The organism is Pelagibacterium halotolerans B2 (assembly GCF_000230555.1).
Lineage (GTDB): Bacteria > Pseudomonadota > Alphaproteobacteria > Rhizobiales > Devosiaceae > Pelagibacterium > Pelagibacterium halotolerans.
This window is the reverse complement of the sequence record NC_016078.1, coordinates 351,396-372,335: the sequence shown is the minus strand read 5'-3', so window position 1 is coordinate 372,335 and position 20,940 is coordinate 351,396. Positions and strand designations below refer to the sequence as shown.

Sequence of the window (20,940 nt, the reverse complement as noted above, 5' to 3'; positions counted from 1 at the left end):
TGCTTCCATAAGCGCCCCGTGACACCTGCCTATGATTGGGCCCGCCGTGCTGATCTATTTGCCCATCGCGGAAATGTCGGTGAACCTGTTCTTCCTCGTGGGAATCGGGGGGGCCATCGGGTTTCTATCAGGCCTGTTCGGCGTCGGCGGCGGCTTCTTGCTGACACCGTTGCTGATCTTTTCGGGCGTTCCCGCCCCGGTCGCGGTTGCCTCGGTCACAGGGCAGGTCGTGGCCGCCTCGACATCGGGCGCCCTGTCCTACTGGCGGCGTGGCGGAATCGACCTGACGCTGGCCATGTTTCTTGTCACAGGTGGTGTGTTTGGCGCCGGCGTCGGTGTGTGGATCTTCGACCTGTTGCGTTCATTCGGCCAACTCGATCTGGCCATCTCCTTCGGTTACCTGATTTTCCTGGGCTCCATCGGCTCGCTGATGCTGATCGAAGCCGTTCGTTCGTTGATCCGTTCGCGCCGGGCCGGGCCGCCGCCCCGTCGTATGCCGGGCCAGCACAACTGGGCCCACGGCCTGCCGCTGCGCTTCCGATTCAAACGCTCCAAGCTCTACATCTCGGTCATTCCGGTGATCGGCATTGGCTTTTTCATCGGCATCGTCGGTTCGCTTCTCGGCATCGGTGGTGGCTTCATCCTGGTACCGGCACTCGTTTATCTGCTGCGCATCCCAGGTTCGGTAGTGATTGGCACTTCGCTCCTGCATGTCCTTGCGGTCATGGCCGCAACGTGCATTCTGCATGCCTATCAGAGCCAGAGCGTGGATATTCTCCTGGCGTTCTCATTGATGGTGGGCAGTGTAGCGGGTGCGCAATTTGGCGCTTCGGCCGGTCAATATCTTCGGGGCGACCAATTGCGATTCCTTCTCGCGCTCATCGTGCTCGGGGTGGCAATCCGGTTTGCCCTGTCCTTGATTCTTGCACCGGCCGATCCGTTTTCCACGTCCGTCCTCGGGTTTGGAGAAGGGCTGTGACGGTCACCCGCTTCCTTCTGGCACTGCTCATTTTCCTGGTCATCGGTACAGGCTCCCGTGCACAGGGCCTCATATTCGCTACCTCCGACCCCACCATTTCGATCCACTCCAATTTTGCGGGCGAGACCATAACGCTGTTCGGCAATATCGAACCCAGTCTTGATGGAACGCCACCCCAGGGATCATTCGATGTGGTCTTCATCATCCGAGGGCCGGTCGAAGAACGCGTGGTTCGGCGCAAGTCGCGTCAATTCGGCATCATGCTCAACGCTGACTATGCGCTGTTTTCCGGCCTGCCCTCTTTTTACCGGGTCTTGTCCAGCCGCCCGCTCGAAGCCATTCTTGACCCCGAGATCATTGCGCAACGCAACCTGACCGTCGAAGCGCAGATCGCGTCGGCCCTTCAGGAAACCACCGGCAATGTCGCCCTTTTTGAGAACGAACTCGTGCGTCTCATGGGCAACGCCAATCTGTTCAGGACCGACGAACGCGGCGTCAGTTTTTTGTCTCCAACATTCTTTTCGACCCGCGTCGTTCTGCCCGCCAACGTCCCCAATGGCATTTTCCTCGCCCAGGCCCTTGTGGTGCAGAATGGCGAAGTGGTCGCCGAGCGCGCGCAGCGGTTTTTCGTTCAGAAATCGGGATTCGAGCGCTTTGTGGGCGATACCGCCACCAACCAGCCGCTGCTTTATGGGCTCGCGACGGTGCTTTTGGCGCTGATTACCGGATGGCTTGGCGGCGTATTGTTCAGGCGCTGAGGCTAGCCGGACACCAAGCGCTGACGGCCAACCTGATAAACCCGGTCGCGGCCTATCATCATGACCTGGATTTTCCGATGATCGAACAGTCGGGAAAAAGCCGGCGACAGGACGTTCAGGCTGCCCGTGGAAGATCCATACGCTGGCAGAATCATCAAATCCTCGTCCCAGACAAAGCACGGACGCCGCGACGTCTTTCCATTCATGGCTACTCTTGCTGCCGGATGAAGATGCCCCGCGATCAGGCCGCCAATTCCCGCCTGCGGCTCATGACGCAGCGAACAGCCCGAAACCGCAAGTTCCATGCAGCAGGTGCCGCCGAGGGCGTGCGGGGTCGGGTCATGATTGCCCGCAACCCAGACCCAGTCGAGCTGATGAACCATGCGACCGAGCCGCTCGCGATCATGGGCCAGGAGCGTGGTGGTGCCCTCGTCGCGATGAAAACTGTCCCCGAGCGCAAAGACGCGCTTTGCTCCGACGCCACCAATATCGCGTTCGAGCCGCCTCAATGTCATCGACGTATCGTAGGGTGGCAAGAGCTGACCCGCGCGTGCATAGCTCGATAGTTTTTCGAGATGGAGATCGGCGACGAGGAGGGCTTCGGCATCCGGCCAATAGAGCGCACCCGAAGCAAGCGGGACAAAGATTTCGCCCGCAAACCGGATCGTTTCCTGTGCCTCTTTGCCGCTAACCGGCTGAGCCTGTGCCAATTGTTATCCCTGGTTGGTCGGAACGTCGGTGCCAATGGCCTCTGCGATCAAATCCTCGGCGGCCTCACGCAGAACCGCTTCGCGCGCTTCCCCGAAGATCGGTTCCTTGCCGATATCGAGCAATACAGGTACCGCAAGAGGCGAGATTCGGTCCAGCCGCTTGTGTTTGATATGGCGCCGGATCCGTTTCAAGGCGTGTCCGAGCCGTTCGATATCGAGCAATCCTCGCGCCGCATCGCGTCGTGTGGCTTCGATCAGAATATGATCGGGCTCGTGCTGGTAGAGCACGTCATAGATGATGTCCGAACTCACTGTAATCTGGCGGCCCGATTTTTCCTTGCCGGGATGCCGGCGCTCGATAAGACCGGAAATTATGGCGCAGTTTCGGAACGTGCGCTTCATAAGTGCCGATTCATCGAGCCAGGCCTCCAGATCGTCGCCCAGCATGTCCTCGTCGAACAATTGATCGAGGGAAAGCCGTTCCGATGCGATCAATGCTCCCAGATCGGATGCGCACCAGATGGCGATCGCGTAGTCGGAGGCAACGAACCCGAGCGGCTGGGCGCGAGCCCGCTCAAGCCTTCGGGTCAGCAGCATTCCCAGGGTTTGGTGAGCCAGGCGCCCTTCGAACGGATAGCAGACCATGTAATGCTTGTCGGCGCGCGGAAACGTTTCGACCAGCAGGCTGTCGCTGTCCGGCAAGACCGAAGCGTAGTTCTGCAGGTCAAGCCATTCGCGCACCTGATCGGGCAAGACGCGCCAGCCCTCGGGGTTGGCGAGGATCTTGCGCACCCTCTCAGCCAGAAATGTCGAGAGCGGGAACTTCCCACCCATATAGGAGGGAATTTTGGGATTGTCGGAGAATGAGCGCGACACATAAGCTTCGGTTTCCACAACACCTTCGAAGGCAACGATCTCGCCGCCGAACATGAAGGTATCGCCGCGCACCAACTGGTCGATGAAATACTCCTCGATTTCCCCCAATACCCTGCCCCCACGCCCGATCGGTCCGGTCGTTGCGCCTTTGCGCACCCCACGCGCCCTGACCAGTCGCACCTTGAGCATGGGTTCTTCGACGATGGTGCCGACGTTGAGCCTGTATTGCTGCGCAATCTGGGGATTGGCGATGCGCCAGAGGCCGTCCGCGGTCTTGCGCAGTTTCGCAAACCGCTCATAAGCCCTCAGCGCATATCCGCCGGTCGAGACGAAATCGAGCACCCGATGGAATTTCTCTCGCGTCAGATCCTTGTAGGGCCAGGCTGATGTGATTTCAGCGAAGGTTTGGTTCTCATCGAGCGGATCGGCACAAGCCAGTCCCAGAATGTGCTGGGCGAGAACGTCCAGCCCGCCGGGGAGAGGCGTTTCGCTGTCCTGGGCGCCCTCGGCCACCGCCTCAAGCGCTGCCTCGCATTCGAGCACTTCGAAGCGGTTGGCGGGAACGAACATGGCCTTGGAGGGCTCGTCGAGCCGATGGTTGGCGCGCCCGATTCTCTGGAGCATGCGTGAGGCGCCCTTTGGTGCGCCGACCTGCACGACCAGATCGACATCGCCCCAGTCAATGCCCAGATCGAGGGTCGAGGTGCAAACTACGGCGCGCAGCACGCCCGAAACCATAGCGCTTTCCACCTTGCGGCGCTGCTCGACCGAGAGCGAGCCGTGATGGAGCGCGATGGGCAGCGCTTCATCGTTGATGGCCCACAGGTTCTGGAACAGCATTTCGGCCTGCGAACGGGTGTTGACGAAGAGGAGCGTCGTACCGTGCTGTTTGATCGTTGCGTAAAGATCGGGCACCGCATAGGCAGCAGAATGGCCGGCCCAGGGCAGCCGCTCCTCGCTGGCAAGAATGGAAAGTTGTGGCGAGGCACCGCCCGGTGCATTGAGGAGCACGGTCGGATTGGGCGCAACCGGCGCGGCAATCCAATCGCGCAGAATTTCGGGTTGGGCGACCGTCGCAGACAATGCGGCAATCTTCACATCGGGCGACAATCTGGCCAGCCGCGCAACACCGAGGCTGAGCAGATCGCCGCGCTTGGAGGTGACCAGCGCGTGCAATTCATCGAGCACGACACGCCGCAGGCTCCCGAACAGTCTGACGCTGTCGGGATGACTCAGGAGCAGCGCCAGTTGCTCGGGCGTCGTCATCAGAATGTGGGGCGGATCAAAGCGCTGACGCTGACGACGCGAGGCGGGCGTATCGCCCGTGCGGGTTTCGACCTTGATCTTCAGAGCCATCTCGCGCACCGGGTCGCCCAGATTGCGCGCCACATCGACCGCCAGCGCCTTGAGCGGCGAAATATAGAGCGTGTGCAGCCCCTCCATAGGATTTTCGATCAGGTCCTCAAGGGACGGCAGGAACCCGGCCAGGGTCTTGCCCGCCCCGGTCGGGGCGATCAGCAGCACCGAATTGCCGGCACGCTCGGCTTCGAGTACGGCAAGTTGATGCGGTCGAGCACGCCAGCCCTTGGCGGCGAACCAATCCGCAACTATGGGTGAAAGTGCGGTCACGATATCGGCAGCTCTTTAATTGGCCATTGTCGGCGCCTATGTGGCATCATGAGCAGAATCGATGGACCCGATGGACCGATGCCCGAGACTATGGACAACCGCGAGACAAATCAAAGACCGAACTGGCTGGAATCGTTCCTTGGCGGAACGCCGGGACGGGTTGCCGTCCGGCTGATCCTGATGAGCCTTGTCGTGGGCTTTTTGATGTCGATCTTCGGCATCAGCCCCGACGCCATTTTCCGTTCGATCCAGGGCTTCATCAATTCAATCTTCGATAATGGGTTCGAAGTGTTCCGCGACGGCTTCGCCTATATGCTGACCGGCGCCGTGATCGTATTGCCCCTTTGGTTGATCGGGCGGCTCATGGCAGCCGGGCGACGCCGCTAGCGTATAGCCGGTTGAGCGGATCAGCGGCGGCGATTAGGATGAAACTGGCGGGACTCCCCCGCCCCTTTCCAATACAAAGCCATTCAAGGTCTTGCCCATGTCTCCCGTCATCTTCATCACCGGCGCCACATCCGGCTTCGGCGCGGCCACCGCGCGGCTTTTCGCAAAGAATGGCTGGCAAGTCGTCGCCACGGGCCGCCGGCGTGAGCGGCTGGCCGAACTTGAGGCCGAGTTTCCCGAAATCGTTCACGGCATAGAGATGGACCTGACCGAGGTGGCCTCGATCAAACACGCAGTCGCGGCTATCCCGGAAAATTTCAAACCAATCACCTGCCTGTTCAATAATGGCGGGCTGGCCCTGGGCACCGGCGCCATACCCGATGTGGATACCGATCAATGGCAGACGATGATCGACACCAATATCGTGGGGCTGTTGCACACAACGCTCGAAGTTCTTCCGCTAATCAAACAGGTGGGCCGCGGCTCCTCGATAATCAATGTCGGATCGATCGCGGGGCACTTTGCCTATACAGGCGGCAATGTCTATGGCGCGACCAAGGCCTTCGTGCACCAATTCTCGATGAATTTACGCACCGACACCATGGGCACGGGTATTCGCATCACCTCGCTCGAACCGGGCCATGCGAAATCGGAATTTACTGCAGTGCGTACGGGCGGGGATTTCGAGGCCAATGAGAAAATGTATGCCGACAACGAGCCGCTGCTGCCCGAGGACATCGCCAATACCGTCTGGTGGCTGGCGAACCTGCCTGCGCATGTGAACGTCAACTCCATCGAGATCATGCCCGTCTGCCAGGTTCCGACCCGGCCGGTTCTGCTCAAGAAGACCGACTTTCAGAACTAGATCGAGGCATGGAATCGGCTAGGGTAGTTGTCCCTTCTTTTCCCGGTTCCCTTGATGACTCTATCGGTTCACCCCTTCGAGGTTCACCATCGTGATGTGTGGGCTATCGCCATTCCGGCCTCGGTGGCGTTCATCACCGAACCGGTGGCGGGCATCATCGATACCGCGGTCATCGGGCAGTTGGGCGATGCGGGGCTGCTGGGCGGGCTGTCGCTGGGCGCGGCGGCGTTCAGTGTCGTCTTCGCCCTGGCCTTTTTCCTGCGCTTCGGAACGGCAGGGCTGACGGCGCAGGCGATCGGAGCGCGCGATCCGCTCGACGGGTTGCTCCATATGGCACGGGCCATGGTCGCTGCGGCGGTGTTGAGTGCGCTGCTTCTGGCGCTCGCCTATCCCATCTATCTCGGGTTTGCAGCCGCGCTCGCACCACCGCCCAATGCTGCGGGGGCCTTCGCAGACTATATGGGCGTGCGCATGTGGTCAGTGCCGTTCGTTCTCATCAATTATGTGCTGCTTGGATGGTTCTATGGCCGGGCCGACGCGCGCACCGGCATGTGGCTGCAAATTCTCATCAATATCGTCAATATCGTGCTCAGCGTCTGGTTCGTTCTGGGGCTGGGCTGGGGCGTTCCGGGCGTTGCCTGGGCCACCGTCATCGGGCAAGGCGTCGCCGCTATCGCCGGGGTGGTCATCGCCATACGCCATTATGGCGGCATCAAGCCGATTCTTGCCAATACGACCCTTGCGGCCCTGCTCGACGTTGCGGCAATCAAACGGATGATCGGTCTGAGCCGAGATCTGATCATCCGCTCGGCGGCCCTGATGGGCGCTTTTGCCTATTTCGCCGCGCAGAGCGCGCGCATGGGTGAGATCGAATTGGCGTCCAACGCCATTCTGCTGCAACTGTTTTCGGTTTCGGCATTCTTTCTCGACGGCATCGCCACGGCTTCCGAACAATTGTGTGGCAAGGCGGTCGGCGCGCGTTGGCGCCCGGCCTTCGAGCGGGCCACAAAGCTCACTCTGGGTTGGGGCCTGCTTATCGCCGGCACGCTGAGCGTTTTGCTGTTCAGCTTCGGGTGGCTGGCCATTGATCTGATGACCACCAACGCCGAAGTTCGCGAAATGGCCCGGGTCTATCTGGTCATGGCGGCGTTGACCCCGCTTACCGGTATGCCCGCTTTCGTTTATGACGGCGTGATGATCGGCGCGACCTTCAACGTTACGATGCGCAACGGGATGATCGTTTCACTTATCGTCTATCTTGCAACCGCCATGATCCTGCAGCCGATCCTTGGCCTCTGGGGGTTGTGGATCGCGCTGCATGTGCTGCTGTTGGTGCGCGCCGGCATCTATGCGGTCGCCATCGAACGGCGGAAGGACGAAATTTTCACCTAGAGCCGTTCAGGATTTGATTGAATCAAATCCTTGGCTCTAAGCCTTTGTTTTATCGCGTGTCCGAACCGCAAAACCGTTTCCACTTTTGCTGGACACGCTCTAAAGCGCTTTTCTGCCTTCGGCCCAGTCCTCCACGGCCGTGCCGGTGAGGCCCGCAACATTTGCAAGGCCGCGTGCCGCGATTTCCTGCGAGAGGCCGGACTTGATCTCCTCGATCATTTCGAGCCCGCCATAAACCAGCGCCGAATAGAGCTGAACCACGTTGGCACCTGCCTCCAGCTTTGCGACGGCGCTTTGAGCCGAGTGAATGCCGCCCACGCCGATTATCGGGAAATCGGGCCCGAGCCTCAGGCGCATCTGTGCCAGACGACGAGTCGCGAGATTGAACAGCGGCTTGCCTGAAAGCCCCCCGGCTTGGCCCGCGTTTTCGAGGCCCGATACCGTATCGCGCGAAATTGTCGTGTTGGAAACGATCAGCCCGTCAATGCCGCTCTCGAGCACAGTTCTGGCGATGGAATCCATTTCGGCTTGTTCGAGGTCCGGCGCGATCTTGAGCAAAATCGGCGTCTGGCGCGGCTGGGCTGCGCGGGTTTCGATCAAGGCGTCCAGCAGGCGCTTGAGCGCGTCTTCGGCCTGAAGATTGCGCAGGCCGGGCGTATTGGGCGAGGAGATATTGGCCGTGAGATAGTCGGCAAGCGGCGAGAAGGCCTTCACTCCCGCTATATAGTCGGCGACAAAATCCTCGCTGTCCTTGTTGGCTCCGATATTGACACCAACGACCTCACCGGGGGCGCGGTCCTTGAGCCGTTCGAAGGCGGCTTCATGACCTTCGTTGTTAAATCCCAACCGGTTGATAACGCCCATCGCATCGGGGATGCGGAATACTCTTGGAATGGGATTTCCCTTTTGGGGTCGCGGAGTAACCGTTCCAACTTCCACAAACCCGAACCCCGCCTTGGCGAGCGGGCCGAACACTTCGGCATTCTTGTCAAAGCCCGGTGCCATGCCGATGGGATTGGGCAGGTCCAATCCACAGAACACCGTTTGAAGATTGGTCGGCGATGGCGCACCCGACGGCGCCAACCCGAATTTGAGTGCATTGATTGTTGTCCTGTGCGCGGTTTCGGCGTCCATGCGCATCAGAACGTCCTGGGCGAATTTTTGAACCGCCGCGTTGCGGAGCAAATCTCCCAAGCCCATCACGAAATCTCCGGCAAATCGAAGCCACCATCGGGCCGGGCGGCGAGGTCTCGCTCTGCAATAACTGCCGCCATCGGCAATGGCGCATAAAGATGGGGGAAAAGCTGCCCGCCGCGCGAGGGCTCCCAGACGAGATCGGCGCTGATCAGGTCGGGATCGATCGTCGCCAGAACGAGCCCGGAGGCGCCGCGATAGTGCTTTTCAAGCGTTTCGGCCAATTGAGCGGCGGTCGAAAAATGGATATAGCCATCGGCCATATCAACCGGAGTCCCCACCAATTGTCCCACGGCGCGCGCGGTTGTCCAGTCCTGGGCGGAAGCGATTTTATAGATCGGCTGGGCCATAAATTCTCCTGTGGCGCTTGGTCTAACGGGCTGCGAGGGCCCTGCCAAGCTTGGAAATATCTTTACAAGAGACTAACGAGGTATTAGGACTAGTTTCCGAACTATAGGGATATTATTCCTTTTTCTGGAACCTGATTGTCCATGTTGTCTCATCGCGCCATATGGGAAGCTCTCGATAGCCTGGCCGACCGGCACGGCCTGTCGGCGTCGGGTCTTGCCAAGCTGGCGGGGCTGGATGCCACTGCGTTCAATCCATCCAAGCGCGTCAGCAAGGATGGACGCGAGCGCTGGCCGTCCACCGAATCGATTGCCAAGGTGCTCGAGGCGACCAGCGAAAATTTCGATTCGCTGCTTTCGGGCGGACTGAATTACAGCCAGAGCACGGCGGCCAGCCGAGCGGTGCCGCTGCTGGGTTTTGCGCAGGCCGGATCGGGCGGTTATTTCGATGCGGCGGGCTTTCCGGCCGGTCAGGGATGGGATGAGGTCCGCTTCCCCGGGTTGGGTGATGGCACTGCCTATGCGCTTGAAGTGACTGGGGAATCCATGCAGCCGCTGTATCGTGACGGCGACTATATCATCGTCTCGCCCACAGAACAGTTGCGGCGGGGCGACCGTGTGGTGGCGCGCACGCAGGATGGGGAGGTGATGGCCAAGATTTTGCATCGGCGCACCGAAAAACAGATCGAATTGCATTCTATCAATCCCGATCATCCGCCGCGTATCTTCAAGCCCGAGGAAATCGACTGGATCGCCCGGATTCTGTGGGCCAGCCAGTAAGAGCGACGGGTTTTCGAAGCGTTTCGGACGCCCACTGGTCCCTGCCGGTCTGACCCGGTCACGGCCAATGGACAGGCCAAAATTGACAGTACCGGGAGGATGCCTGCGGTCAGGTCTCCCCGATCTGATATTTAATCATCATCAGTGCGGCGGCACGACTAAGGGCGATATCGCGCGGGTCGGCGAGATCGGCGTCAAAGCGGGCACAGAGATCGCGATAGGATGCCATCAGACCGGAGGCGCGTGGATCGGCATCGAAACGTGTTTCCATGCGCGCTACGGTCGCTTGAAGTTCGGCGAGGTCGGGGATGACCGCCATCGCCATTCAGCTTCGGGAAGTCAGTTGCCCGCTCAGCGCCTTTTCGATCAGCTTGCGGGTGTTCTCGATGCCGTAAAGGGCGGCGAAGGAGCCGAAGCGGGGGCCGCGTTCCTGGCCGATCAATACCTGATAGAGCATCTGGAAGAAGGCGCCCGATACACCCGGGCCGCCATTGGGACCGAGGCGCTTGTGATCCTGATAGCGTTCGATCTCGCGCGCCACGTCGAGGGCCGCGTTCTGGATTGCCTCTCCATCCGCATCGGCGGGAAGTCTTGCCAGAGTATCGGAGAGTTCTTCGAGCGCCTTGCGCTCGACATCGTCGGGTGCGCGGTAGGACTTTTCAACGAAGTCCTCGAAATAGCGCATGGCGTAGCCGACCAGCGCATCGAGATGGGGGTGCGTCTGGGGTGTCACGCCGGGGGCGTAGGCTGAAATGTAGCCCCACATCACTTCCCGGCTTTCGGGGTTGGACGCTGTGGCGAGGTTGAGCAGCAGGGCAAAGCTGACCGGCATGTCGTATGCCGGGGGCATGGCCGAATGAATGTGGAAGGTCGGGTTTTCCAGAAGCTGGCCCGCATCCTCGCTCTGGGCTTTGGCGGCGAAGGTGAAATATTCGTCCACCGCCTTGGGGATGACGTCGAAATAGAGCCGCTTGGCCGTTCTGGGCTTTTGGAACATGAACAGCGAGAGGCTTTCCGAGGATGCGTAGGTCAGCCATTCGTCGATGGTGATGCCATTGCCCTTGGACTTGGAAATCTTCTGGCCCTCTTCGTCGAGGAAGAGTTCATAGACGTAATGCTCGGGCGGGGTGCCGCCGAGGATCGCGCAAATCCTGTCATAGATCACCTGATTGGTCTGGTGATCCTTGCCGAACATCTCGAAATCAACCCCGAGCGCCGCCCAGCGCATGCCGAAATCGGGCTTCCACTGCAGCTTTACATTGCCGCCGGTGACCGGAACAGTCACATCGCGCCCGTCCTCGTCGGTGAAGGTCACGGTGCCGTCCTTGGCGTTGACTTCCTTCATGGGCACGTAAAGCACGCGGCCAGAGGTCGGCGAGATGGGCAGAATGGGCGAATAGGTCGCCTGCCGCTCCGCCCCGAGCGTGGGGAGCATCACATTCATGATGTCGTCATAGCGCTCAAGCGCGCGCAGCAGCATGGCGTCGAACTTGCCCGACTTGTAATAATCGGTCGCACTGGCGAATTCGTAGTCGAACCCGAACGTATCGAGGAAGCGGCGCAGCATGGCGTTGTTGTGCTCGCCGAAGCTGGAAAATTCGTTGGTCCAGGGATCGGGCACAGCGGTCAACGGCATCTGGAGATAGGGTTCCAGCGCCTCCCGCGACGGTACGTTGTCGGGGATCTTGCGCATCCCGTCCATATCGTCGGAAAAGCAGATCAGCCGGGTCTTGATCGCATCGCCGGTCAGAAGCCGGAACGCGGTGCGCACCATTGTGGTGCGCATCACCTCTCCGAACGTGCCGATATGGGGCTTGCCCGAGGGGCCGTAGCCGGTCTCGAAGATCACCTCGTCCTTGTCCAGCTTCTCGGCGCGCCGCACGACCTTTTTGGCTTCCTCGAACGGCCAGGCACGGGCGTTGGGGGCAGCGGCGATGGCCGAAGGATCGAGAGGGGGCAGGGTCTGGGACAATTTGGCCCATCCTTTAATAAACCGGGAGAATTCAGGTCGCGGTGTTGCACCAACCGGTCCCAAAGGTCAATGCCGATCAATGGAGGCCCTTGCGCATGCCCGCGGCTCTTTCTAGATTTGGGCGCGCACCATATGGTTTCAGGTGATTTTCAATGCAGCTTTCCGCAACCGACGCCCTCGTCCATGTGATGGTGATGGCCGCGGTATCAGACAAGGATGTGACCGACCGGGAAATGGACCGGTTCGCCGCGCTTATCAGCCGCTGGCCGGTGTTTGAAAACTTCGATATCGGAAGACTGCCCGAAGTCGCATCGAGTTGCGTGGAGACCGTCAACAAGGCGGGGCTCGACGCCCTGCTCGACCAGATCGCCCAGACGCTCGAACCACGGTTGCAGGAAACCGCCTATGCGATAGCCGTCGAGATCGCCACCGTCGATCTCACGCTCAACCAGGAAGAGCTGCGCATGCTGGAGATGATCCGCGATGCGTTTTCGATTGACCGATTGACCACGGCGGCGATCGAGACATCGGCGCGGATCAGACACCGGCGGCTTTAGAGCCTGTCATGCTGAAATAGGGTTTGGGCGGCATCTTTGCTCAGTGCTTTGCTTTGTCGCGCGTCCGAACCGCAAAAGCGTTTCCAGTTTTGCCGGAGGCGCTCCAGGACCATAAAAACTAGTAAAAGCTGACCGGGAACCAGCGGAGATAAATCTCGTCGATGCGGCCCTCACGCTGCAGACGGGTCAAAGCCCAGTTGATGGCGACCCGAACGTTGTCCAGGCCGATCGGCACGGCCACAGCCAGACCCGCACCGAAAAGATCGGGCCGGAAATAGGCCTCGCCCGCAAAGGCGCAACAATCGGGGTTTTCGTTGAGCCAGAACGAAGCGCGGGCGGCATCGCCAAAAAAGAAATCGGCCTCCCCTGAAGCAATGGCGTTAAGTGCCTCGAACTCGCTGGGATAGAAAGCCATCTGCGCGCGCCCGAGCGTGCGTTCGGCCAGATCGGCGTGGGCCGAGCCTTCGCGCACCGCTACCGTGCCGGTTATTGCCTGCGGATCGAAGTCGGGGAAAACGGGTCGTTGCGTCACGAACCTTGCGGGCAATTGCAGATAGATGCGGGAAAAATCGAAGCGCTCTCCCGCGCTGCCACCGATATCGAGCCCGGCGATCAGTGCATCGCCCTGATTGTCGGCCAAGGCATCCTGGACCCGATCCCATGGCCATGACTGGATGGTGCAGCGCGCCTCGAGCCGCGCGCAAATGGCATCGGCCAGATCGATATTGAAGCCGGTCAGCCGTCCTGCGGCATCAGTATAATTGAAAGGCGGGAAATCGGGCGTCGTCAGGAAGCGCAAGGCGGGGACAGCTACGGGATCGATCATGTCGTCGCGCGCGCCGGGATCGACATGAACGGGCAGGTTCTGCGCGCCGGCGCAGCCTGTCGCGCCAATGAAAATGAAAGCGGCTAGGAGAGCTGCCCGAAGCACTGGCACCATCAATTCCGAAGTTCTGAATAAATTTGACCCCCGTTATGGCCGATCGCGAAAACAATTGGTAGGGTCGGCGAGACGATTGGGGGCATATGAGCGTCGTGCGGCCGTTTGACGATGTCGAACTCGCTGAAGCATTGGCCGCGCCACCGGGCTGGTCCCGGCAAGCGGCCAGTGACATCCTCGGGCGTGCCCAACGCATAGGGACCGATCCCATCGAGGTTATGGCCGCGCTCGATCCAACCGATCGCGAAGGCCCGTATCGCCGGGCTGCCAGCTTTCTGGGCGTTCCACATCGCAGCGAAATCGCCACGTTTCTTTCTCAATTCGACACCGATCTCGAGGCTGACCGCCTTGGCGGACTGCGTTCGGTCAGGGGAAGCATCGCAGGCCATGAGGTGTTGTTCCTCGCGCCGGGATTTGCGCATCTGCGCGGATTGGCAGCACGGATCAAGCAGGATGAAAATCTCCGGCGCAAGCTGTGCATCGTCTCGCCCGCCACGCTCGATGCAGCAATCGCCCAGACCAACCCCGAACCGCTGACGGCCAATGCCCTGCAGCGGCTGGCGCGCCGCTTTCCCATAGCAAGCGCCCATCTCGACCTTCCGCTGGGGGTACGGCTCGGCTTTGTTACATCCATGGTCGCGCTTACCGCGCTTGCCACAATGCCCGCCTTTCTCAATCTTTCACCCATCCTCGCAGTGATGGCGCTTATACTGGGAATTCCGTCGGCCTTCCGGATGTGGGCCGCCTTCACGTTCGAACGCAACAGTCCGCTGCGGCCAGACACCCTGCTTAATGACCGCGATCTTCCGGTCTATAGTGTGCTCATTCCCCTCCGAGACGAGGCGCATATGGTTGCGCAAATCGCGCGGGCCATGCAAGCGCTCGACTATCCGGCCGAAAAACTGGACATCAAATTCGTCGTCGAAAGCGCCAGCCCGAGAACCGTGAGGGCCGCGCGAAAACACCTCGGCGACCGGCGTTTTTCGCTGATCGTGGTCCCACGCTGCCGACCCTATACCAAGCCCAAGGCTCTCAATTTTGCCCTGCCCCTTGCCCGGGGTGAGCACGTGGTGGTGTTCGACGCCGAAGACCTGCCCGACCCTGGTCAGCTGCGGACGGCTGCCAGTCTTTTTGCCACCGACGTGACGCTGGAATGTCTGCAGGGTGAACTGGTGATCGCCAATGGATCGCGAAACTGGATCACACGCATGTTTGCCGCCGAATATGCCGGGCATTTCGGCGTGCTGCTGCCGGCAATCGGCCGGGCGGGCTTTCCCGTTCCATTGGGCGGGACCTCGAATCACTTCCGGACGGCAACGCTGAAAAACATCGGCGCATGGGATGCGTTCAACGTCACCGAGGATGCCGACCTGGGCATTCGCATGGCGCGACTGGGCCTGCGGGTCGAAAGCCTTGAGACGGTTACGCTGGAGGAAGCGCCGGAAACGGTGATGGCCTGGGTCCGCCAACGCTCGCGCTGGATCAAGGGGTGGATGCAGACCCTTCTTGTGCATTCGGCGCGTCCGGGACGGCTTCTGGCCGATCTGGGCTGGGCCAACCTTGCCGCCTTCTACATTTTCGTAGGCGGCATGGTGCTCTCGTTTTCCGTCCACGGAGTGTTCCTGATTTCCACGGTCACCACGCTGCTTTATGGCCTGATAACCACGGGGTCCGCCGATATGTCGACAGCGGCGGGGCTGGGCACGCTGTTGTTTGGCTATGCGGGTGCCATCGTCGTCAGCATTCTCGGGCTCGACAGGATCGGGCGCAAGGATATCGCGCCCTGGTTGATTGTCCTGCCGGCCTATTGGCTGATGGCATGGTGTGCGGTGATGCTCGCGGCGTTCGAACTCGTGATCCGGCCCTATCACTGGTCAAAAACCAAGCATAAGGGGGTCGATCCGGCCCAGCCGAAGCCGACGCCGCGCCCGGCGGGGTCATCGCATACGCAAACCACCCAATAGCGGGCTGGCCCTTGCATGCCCACAATCGCGTGGGTGCAAGGGAGACGGCCCGCTTGATCGAAACCAAATCCAAACGCAGGGCGGCAGCTTTCCGCCAGGAGCCGGTCGGGCCGAAGACGCGCGCCACCTTACTGGCGACTGCGGGATCGGTCTTTCTCGCGCTGTCGCTTCTGGCGCCGGCAATCGAGATCATCAGGTGGATCAGCCGTATGGCCGGATTTTAGAGCATTTCAGCGCCTCTTTGAATCGCTTCAATTGCTCTAAATCTTTGTTTTGTCGTGCGTCCGAACCGATAAGATGGCATCCATCTTATCTGGACACGCTCCAGCGACCTGACCGTTACCGGTCCCGCCGCGACACACTGCGACGCACCCTAACGATCGCCGACTGCACGGCGCGGGCCATCTTCCACAAGGCCGGTGTCTGCTTGATCTTGCGTTTGGCAAGACGCGCGCCAACCAGCAGTGGCGCGGCGGCATGGCCGAGGGGGGAAACCGGCAGCACGATGTCGAACACGGACTGGCGGTGTGTCCAGTCGGTCTTGTAGTCGAAATCGCCCAGGCCCATGTCGAGGCTGGTAATTCCGTCGGCGCGCAATTGATCGACCAGCAACGACAGAGTCACTCCCATGAGCGAATAGCGCGACGCCTCGCCGTAGTCGGTGGAGTTGATATATTGCGAATAATGGGCCGGACCGTACGTGCCGATACTGGTGGCGACGATCGTTTCGCCGGCGTAAAGGGCGTGCAGGCTGATGGCGGGACGGGCCTGATCGAGCCCCTCGAGCGCCAGACGGCGAAAGAAATGGCGAAAGGCCGGGCGCTGGAAGATGTTTTCCACCCCCATCTGCACAAAGCGTCGTCCACGCTGATCGAGGAACACCTCGAGCATTGTATCGACCTCGGCCGGCGTTCGGGCGCGCCGCAGGGATACCAATCCGAACCCCTCGTCGAGCCGGCGCTGGGAGCGGCGGATATTGGTGCGGCGCTTATGCGGCAAGGACTGTTCGATGAACGGCGCATCACCAGGTTCGAGCGTATTGACGTAGAAATTGTCGGGGGCGGGATATCCGCCCAGCCGGGCAAGCGGGTTGGCATGCGTGCCGATTTCGGCGGCTACGCAATGGAAATTGACGATGTCGGCGGGAAGATGGGACAGCGCGGCGCGCAAGGCTTCGGGGGTGAGCCGGTTGGCGTATTGCGGATCGAACACCAGCCCATCGCCATTGGAAATGGGCATGCCAACGATCTGAGCGACGCGAAGGCCGAATTTGCGCGTGATTTCAAACGGGATCAACGCGATGGGGAGATCGCCGTCGAGGATTGTCAGGATTGCGAGGTGGGTATCGGGGGCAAAGCCCGCGTCGAGATAGGCCCTGATCCAGTCGAAGCGCTGATAGGGACCATAGACGCCGCTCCTTTCAAGGCCGCGCCAAACAGGTTCGGCCTGCGCTATCGAATCCTGGACGACAATCGACATCCCGGCGGCCCCGAGCCATGCCGTTTTTGCGAGATCGCCGATATCTGATGCCGCTGCCATTGATGGTGGCCGTCCCATTGCCCTGAGTTCGCGCCTTGTCGGGCGTTGGGACCGTCTTGCGCCAAAAATCTTGGGAAAGCCTGAACCAGCAGGCATACGGACCGCTTAAGAGCCGAAAAACCGGCGAAATGGTAAAGAGCGGCTTACGGGAAAGCGCGAAATGGCCCGGACGTGCGCCCGGGCCCATTGGAGCCTGGCTAAAGAACCTCGACCAGTTCGACGTCGAACACGAGATCCTTGCCAGCGAGGGGGTGATTGGCGTCGACCGTGACGGCCTCTTCGGAGGTGTCGATCACGGTCAGCACCATTGTCTGGCCGTCGCTGCCGGTGGCCTGAAGCCGGGCGCCGACCGACGTATCGACCCCTTCGGGGATCTGAGTCCGCGGAACGCTCTGGACGCCCTCGGGGCGGTGAGCGCCATAGGCTGCGTCGGCAGGGATGGTCACCGTTTCCTTGGCGCCTACGCTCATGCCCTGGACCTGTTCTTCAAGGCCCTTGATGATCTGGCCGGAGCCAAGCTGGAATTCGAGGGGATCGCGGCCATCGGAAGAATCGAACTGGGTGCCGTCGGTGAGCCGTCCGGTATAATGGATGCGCACAGTATCCCCGTGCTTTGCCTGGGTCATGCTGTGTCCTTTTCATTTGTGTTTGCTCGGGACCTGTCACCGCGTGCTCTCAAGGCGGCATAAGGACAGATCCAGCGAAGGTTCCTCGGGGCGTACCCGCGAACCAAGGTCCCAATGTAGGGATGGGGAGCGAGATGTAAACCACGGGCCCCGTTTTGTTCGGCCGCTAATATTTGGCCGTGGCGTCGGAGGCAGGAAAGGTCTCATCGACAGCCTCATCGACAGCATCCCAGTCGGATTTATCATCGCGCGTGGCGTCCGCACCCGCGTCCCGCACCTGCTGGCCGGCCTTTTTGGGTCCGGGGACTTTGCGCTCCCTGAACGCTGGCGCGCGATCCCGTGTCTTTTCCTTCATGTTCTGCTCCGCTTTTTTGAGCCAACGCCCGGCCGTCACCTCAAATAACTGTTGAAAGCCGCTCAAAGTTGCAGGGAACCGGCGCTACCGGGAGGAATTGCGAAAGGGATGGCAGCGCTGAAAGGAACACATAATGGCGGGCAAGATTTCTCCCCAAACGTCAGACGCCCTGCGCCATGCGATCGATTCAGGAGAAACCGGCGAAAAGACGGACTGGCCGGACCCTGCCGCCGCGCCGTTGGGGACGGATGCGGAAGCGGCGGGCCAGCCGCCGGATGTGGCGGCGGTGGAGGCGGCGGCACCACGGCGGACGGTTCCCATCCGACGGACGCATTTTCCCGCGTCGGTATTGATTTATGTTGGCCTTGCCATCGGGTTGTTGCTCATCGGGCTGGCTGTCGGCATCTGGGCGATGGGACAGGGCGGCGCGTCTTAGAGCCGTTCAGGATTTGATAGAATCAAATCCCCGGCTCTAAACCTTTGTTTTGTCGCGTGTCCGAACCGCAAAACCGTTTCCACTTTTGCTGGACGCGCTTTAGGACACCCTATTTCGTCCAGCCCCATGCCCCGCCTCCGAGTGCAGGTGCCGCTCTCTCGAGCGACAATGGGCTGCGTGAAAAGCTCAGCGGCGTTCGCAGGCCGGGAATATCTTCGGGGGTGATTTTCAATCCGCGGGCGGTGACCTGGGGCTCAGCGAGGGCTTCGGCAACGGTGTTGATCGGCCCACAGGGCACGCCGACGATTTCGAGGGCTTCGATCAGGTCTGCCTTTCTCCATGGGCGGATCGCTTCAGCCAACAGGTCCGCGACCATGGAACGGTTGGTCACGCGATCAGAATTGGTCATGGCGCGAGGGTCGGTCGCGAGGGTCACGAGCTTGAGGACGGAGCATAGAGACTGGAACTGCCTGTCATTACCGCAGGCGATGATGACGTGCCCGTCGACAACCGGAAACACCTGATAGGGCACGATATTGGGGTGGGCGTTGCCCATGCGGGACGGGCTTTTGCCAGAGACCAGATAATTCATTGCCTGATTGGCCAGAACCGCCACCCCCACATCGAGAAGGGAGAGATCGATGTGCTGACCGCTGCCCGAGCGCTGGCGCTCGGCCAGGGCAGCCTGAACCCCGATGACCCCATACAGGCCGGTGAAGACGTCGATCCAGGCAACCCCCACTTTTTGTGGTTCGCCCTCCGGATCGCCGGTCAGATCCATGATCCCGCTCATGCCCTGAATGAGGAAATCATAGCCGGGCTGGCTGGCGCGCGGACCGGTCTGGCCGAAGCCAGTGATCGAGACGTAAACGAGGCGCGGGTTGATCGCCGCCAGTGTCGGATAATCGAGGCCATAGCGCGCAAGCCCACCGAGCTTGAAGTTTTCAACCAGCACGTCGGCATCGGCGATCAGCGCCTTGAGCCGTTCGAGGTCGGCGGGATCGCGGAAATCGCATATCATCGAGCGCTTCGAGCGGTTGGTGGCATGAAAATAGGCCGCGACCTCTTCTGTGCCACCACGACCGTCGTCGCGCTCGATAAAGGGCGGCCCCCAGCGACGGGTATCATCGCCCTCCGGGCTTTCGACCTTGATGACCTCAGCACCCAGATCAGCCAGCGTCTGGCCCAGCCACGGGCCGGCCAGGATCCGGGCCAGTTCGACCACACGCAGTCCGGCAAGCGGGCTTTCAGGCTGCATCAAAGCAGTTTCGCTTTTCTTCGAATCGCTCAAATTGCTTTTAAGTCCTTGTTTTGTCGCGCTTCCGAACAGCAAAAGTGGTGACCACTTTTGCTGGAAGCGCTCTAGTAAAACGCCTGCAGCCCGGTCTGGGCGCGCCCGAGGATGAGCGCGTGGACATCGTGGGTGCCCTCATAGGTGTTGACCGTCTCAAGGTTCTGGGCGTGCCGCATCACGTGATATTCGATCTGGATGCCGTTGCCGCCATGCATGTCGCGGGCCAAACGCGCAATGTCGAGCGCCTTGCCGCAATTGTTGCGCTTGACGACGGAAATCATTTCCGGCGCAAAGCGCCCCTCGTCCATCAAGCGCCCCACCCGCAACGAGGCCTGTAGCCCGAGCGCGATTTCGGTCTGCATGTCGGCGAGCTTTTTCTGGAAGAGCTGGGTTGCAGCCAGGGGCCGGTCGAACTGCTTGCGGTCGAGGCCGTATTGGCGCGCCCGGTGCCAGCAATCTTCAGCCGCGCCCATGGCGCCCCATGAAATGCCGTAGCGCGCCCGGTTGAGGCAGCCGAACGGCCCGCTCATACCCTCGGCAGCGGGGAGCAGCGCGTCCTCGGCCACTTCGACCCCATCCATAACGATCTCGCCGGTGACCGAGGCGCGCAGGGAGAGCTTTCCACCGATCTTGGGGGAAGAGAGCCCCTTGGTGCCATTTTCCAGCACAAAGCCGCGAACCTTGCCGCCATGTGCGGCACTTTTGGCCCAAACAATGAAAACATTTGCGATGGGAGAATTGGAAATCCAGGTCTTCGAGCCGTGCAGGCGATAGCCGCCATCGATCTTTTCGGCGCGGGTTTTCATGCCTCCCGGATCGGAACCGGCGTCGGGTTCGGTAAGCCCGAAACAACCGATCCACTCGCCGCTCGCCAGTTTGGGCAGATATTTTTTCTTTTGTGTTTCAGAGCCATAGGCAAGGATAGGGTACATCACCAGCGAGGACTGTACGCTCATCATCGAGCGATAGCCGGAGTCGACGCGCTCGATTTCGCGCGCGATCAGCCCGTAGGCGACATAGGACGCGCCCAGCCCGCCATATTCCTCGGGAACCGTGGCGCCCAGAAGTCCAGCGGCACCGAAATCGGTAAAGATTGTCGGATCGACCCGCTCTTCGAGATAATCGTCGGTTACGCGGGGCACGAGCTTGTCTGTGGCAAAGGCGGCCGCCGAGTCGCGGATCATGCGCTCTTCCGCCGAAAGCTGGTCTTCGAGCAGGAACGGATCGGACCAGTTGAAGCTGTTGCGGGCTGGGGTTTCGGCCATGTGTCCTCGGGGGCTATATCGGTTTGGGCCATGATAAAACTGGACCGGATGCCAAAATAACCCTATTTGATCTGG

At 60.6% G+C, this 20,940-nt stretch carries 22 protein-coding genes; 10 read left to right on the top strand and 12 right to left on the bottom strand.

Going from position 1 to position 20,940, the window contains the following annotated elements; genetic code table 11:
- Positions 1-31 precede the first annotated feature (31 nt).
- Together KKY_RS01820 and KKY_RS01815 are read left to right on the top strand one after the other, a co-directional pair.
- On the top strand, positions 32-979 hold the full coding sequence (locus KKY_RS01820; protein WP_014129572.1) for a sulfite exporter TauE/SafE family protein: 948 nt from the start codon (positions 32-34) through the stop codon (positions 977-979).
- Positions 976-1,737 carry a TIGR02186 family protein gene (locus KKY_RS01815; protein WP_014129571.1) on the top strand — a complete coding sequence of 254 codons (762 nt, stop codon included), beginning with the start codon at positions 976-978 and terminating at the stop codon, positions 1,735-1,737. Before KKY_RS01820 ends, KKY_RS01815 begins: the two co-directional genes overlap by 4 nt.
- Before the next feature lie 2 nt (positions 1,738-1,739).
- On the opposite strand, the gene pdeM is transcribed toward KKY_RS01815, so the two are convergent.
- On the bottom strand, positions 1,740-2,447 hold the full coding sequence (pdeM, locus tag KKY_RS01810; protein ID WP_014129570.1) for a ligase-associated DNA damage response endonuclease PdeM: 708 nt from the start codon (positions 2,445-2,447) through the stop codon (positions 1,740-1,742).
- 3 nt (positions 2,448-2,450) lie between these two features.
- The gene (locus KKY_RS01805) at positions 2,451-4,952 is read right to left on the bottom strand and encodes a ligase-associated DNA damage response DEXH box helicase (protein WP_014129569.1); all 2,502 of its coding nucleotides are present in this window, start codon (positions 4,950-4,952) and stop codon (positions 2,451-2,453) included.
- Positions 4,953-5,000: 48 nt separating this feature from the next.
- Here KKY_RS01805 and KKY_RS01800 point away from each other — a divergent pair, with 48 nt between their 5' ends.
- The 3 genes from KKY_RS01800 to KKY_RS01790 all read left to right on the top strand — a co-directional run bounded on the left by KKY_RS01800 (position 5,001) and on the right by KKY_RS01790 (position 7,596).
- Positions 5,001-5,339 (top strand): DUF6460 domain-containing protein, encoded by a 339-nt coding sequence (locus KKY_RS01800; protein ID WP_139304947.1) that lies wholly within the window; start codon positions 5,001-5,003, stop codon positions 5,337-5,339.
- 97 nt (positions 5,340-5,436) lie between these two features.
- Positions 5,437-6,204: an SDR family NAD(P)-dependent oxidoreductase gene (locus KKY_RS01795; RefSeq protein ID WP_014129567.1), complete on the top strand. Its 768-nt coding sequence runs from the start codon at positions 5,437-5,439 to the stop codon at positions 6,202-6,204.
- Positions 6,205-6,258: 54 nt separating this feature from the next.
- The gene (locus tag KKY_RS01790) at positions 6,259-7,596 is read left to right on the top strand and encodes an MATE family efflux transporter (RefSeq protein ID WP_041528518.1); all 1,338 of its coding nucleotides are present in this window, start codon (positions 6,259-6,261) and stop codon (positions 7,594-7,596) included.
- 99 nt (positions 7,597-7,695) lie between these two features.
- Here KKY_RS01790 and KKY_RS01785 read toward each other — a convergent pair whose 3' ends face one another.
- Positions 7,696-8,796, bottom strand: coding sequence for a quinone-dependent dihydroorotate dehydrogenase (locus tag KKY_RS01785; protein ID WP_014129565.1), 1,101 nt, complete (start codon positions 8,794-8,796; stop codon positions 7,696-7,698).
- On the bottom strand, positions 8,796-9,140 hold the full coding sequence (locus KKY_RS01780; protein WP_014129564.1) for a DUF952 domain-containing protein: 345 nt from the start codon (positions 9,138-9,140) through the stop codon (positions 8,796-8,798). The genes KKY_RS01785 and KKY_RS01780 overlap by 1 nt, the downstream gene beginning before the upstream one ends.
- Before the next feature lie 141 nt (positions 9,141-9,281).
- On the opposite strand from KKY_RS01780, the gene KKY_RS01775 reads away from it, so the two are divergent.
- The gene (locus tag KKY_RS01775; protein ID WP_014129563.1) at positions 9,282-9,917 is read left to right on the top strand and encodes a S24 family peptidase; all 636 of its coding nucleotides are present in this window, start codon (positions 9,282-9,284) and stop codon (positions 9,915-9,917) included.
- Between the two features lie 109 nt (positions 9,918-10,026).
- On the opposite strand, the gene KKY_RS20610 is transcribed toward KKY_RS01775, so the two are convergent.
- Together KKY_RS20610 and KKY_RS01765 are read right to left on the bottom strand one after the other, a co-directional pair.
- Positions 10,027-10,242: a hypothetical protein gene (locus KKY_RS20610; RefSeq protein ID WP_014129562.1), complete on the bottom strand. Its 216-nt coding sequence runs from the start codon at positions 10,240-10,242 to the stop codon at positions 10,027-10,029.
- On the bottom strand, positions 10,243-11,889 hold the full coding sequence (locus tag KKY_RS01765; protein WP_014129561.1) for a lysine--tRNA ligase: 1,647 nt from the start codon (positions 11,887-11,889) through the stop codon (positions 10,243-10,245).
- Positions 11,890-12,041: 152 nt separating this feature from the next.
- On the opposite strand from KKY_RS01765, the gene KKY_RS01760 reads away from it, so the two are divergent.
- Positions 12,042-12,446, top strand: a complete 405-nt coding sequence (locus tag KKY_RS01760; protein WP_014129560.1) for a tellurite resistance TerB family protein — start codon at positions 12,042-12,044, stop codon at positions 12,444-12,446.
- A 118-nt stretch (positions 12,447-12,564) separates the two neighbouring features.
- Here KKY_RS01760 and KKY_RS01755 read toward each other — a convergent pair whose 3' ends face one another.
- Positions 12,565-13,377: a transporter substrate-binding domain-containing protein gene (locus tag KKY_RS01755; protein WP_158308044.1), complete on the bottom strand. Its 813-nt coding sequence runs from the start codon at positions 13,375-13,377 to the stop codon at positions 12,565-12,567.
- 95 nt (positions 13,378-13,472) lie between these two features.
- Between KKY_RS01755 and KKY_RS19350 the strand changes: the two genes are divergently transcribed.
- Together KKY_RS19350 and KKY_RS20425 are read left to right on the top strand one after the other, a co-directional pair.
- Positions 13,473-15,350: a glycosyltransferase gene (locus tag KKY_RS19350; RefSeq protein WP_014129558.1), complete on the top strand. Its 1,878-nt coding sequence runs from the start codon at positions 13,473-13,475 to the stop codon at positions 15,348-15,350.
- 53 nt (positions 15,351-15,403) lie between these two features.
- A complete protein-coding gene (locus KKY_RS20425; RefSeq protein ID WP_014129557.1) occupies positions 15,404-15,574 on the top strand; it encodes a hypothetical protein in 171 nt (56 codons plus the stop codon).
- A gap of 115 nt (positions 15,575-15,689) precedes the next feature.
- Here KKY_RS20425 and KKY_RS01745 read toward each other — a convergent pair whose 3' ends face one another.
- From KKY_RS01745 to KKY_RS01735, 3 genes are all read right to left on the bottom strand, one after another.
- Positions 15,690-16,889: a GNAT family N-acetyltransferase gene (locus tag KKY_RS01745; protein WP_014129556.1), complete on the bottom strand. Its 1,200-nt coding sequence runs from the start codon at positions 16,887-16,889 to the stop codon at positions 15,690-15,692.
- A 197-nt stretch (positions 16,890-17,086) separates the two neighbouring features.
- A complete protein-coding gene (locus KKY_RS01740; RefSeq protein WP_014129555.1) occupies positions 17,087-17,515 on the bottom strand; it encodes an FKBP-type peptidyl-prolyl cis-trans isomerase in 429 nt (142 codons plus the stop codon).
- 166 nt (positions 17,516-17,681) lie between these two features.
- The gene (locus tag KKY_RS01735; RefSeq protein WP_014129554.1) at positions 17,682-17,870 is read right to left on the bottom strand and encodes a hypothetical protein; all 189 of its coding nucleotides are present in this window, start codon (positions 17,868-17,870) and stop codon (positions 17,682-17,684) included.
- A gap of 133 nt (positions 17,871-18,003) precedes the next feature.
- Here KKY_RS01735 and KKY_RS01730 point away from each other — a divergent pair, with 133 nt between their 5' ends.
- Positions 18,004-18,306, top strand: a complete 303-nt coding sequence (locus KKY_RS01730; RefSeq protein WP_014129553.1) for a hypothetical protein — start codon at positions 18,004-18,006, stop codon at positions 18,304-18,306.
- 109 nt (positions 18,307-18,415) lie between these two features.
- On the opposite strand, the gene KKY_RS01725 is transcribed toward KKY_RS01730, so the two are convergent.
- Positions 18,416-19,564, bottom strand: a complete 1,149-nt coding sequence (locus tag KKY_RS01725) for a CaiB/BaiF CoA transferase family protein (RefSeq protein ID WP_014129552.1) — start codon at positions 19,562-19,564, stop codon at positions 18,416-18,418.
- Between the two features lie 104 nt (positions 19,565-19,668).
- Complete coding sequence (locus tag KKY_RS01720) at positions 19,669-20,865, bottom strand: acyl-CoA dehydrogenase (RefSeq protein WP_014129551.1); 1,197 nt, start codon at positions 20,863-20,865, stop codon at positions 19,669-19,671.
- Positions 20,866-20,940: the final 75 nt, after the last annotated feature.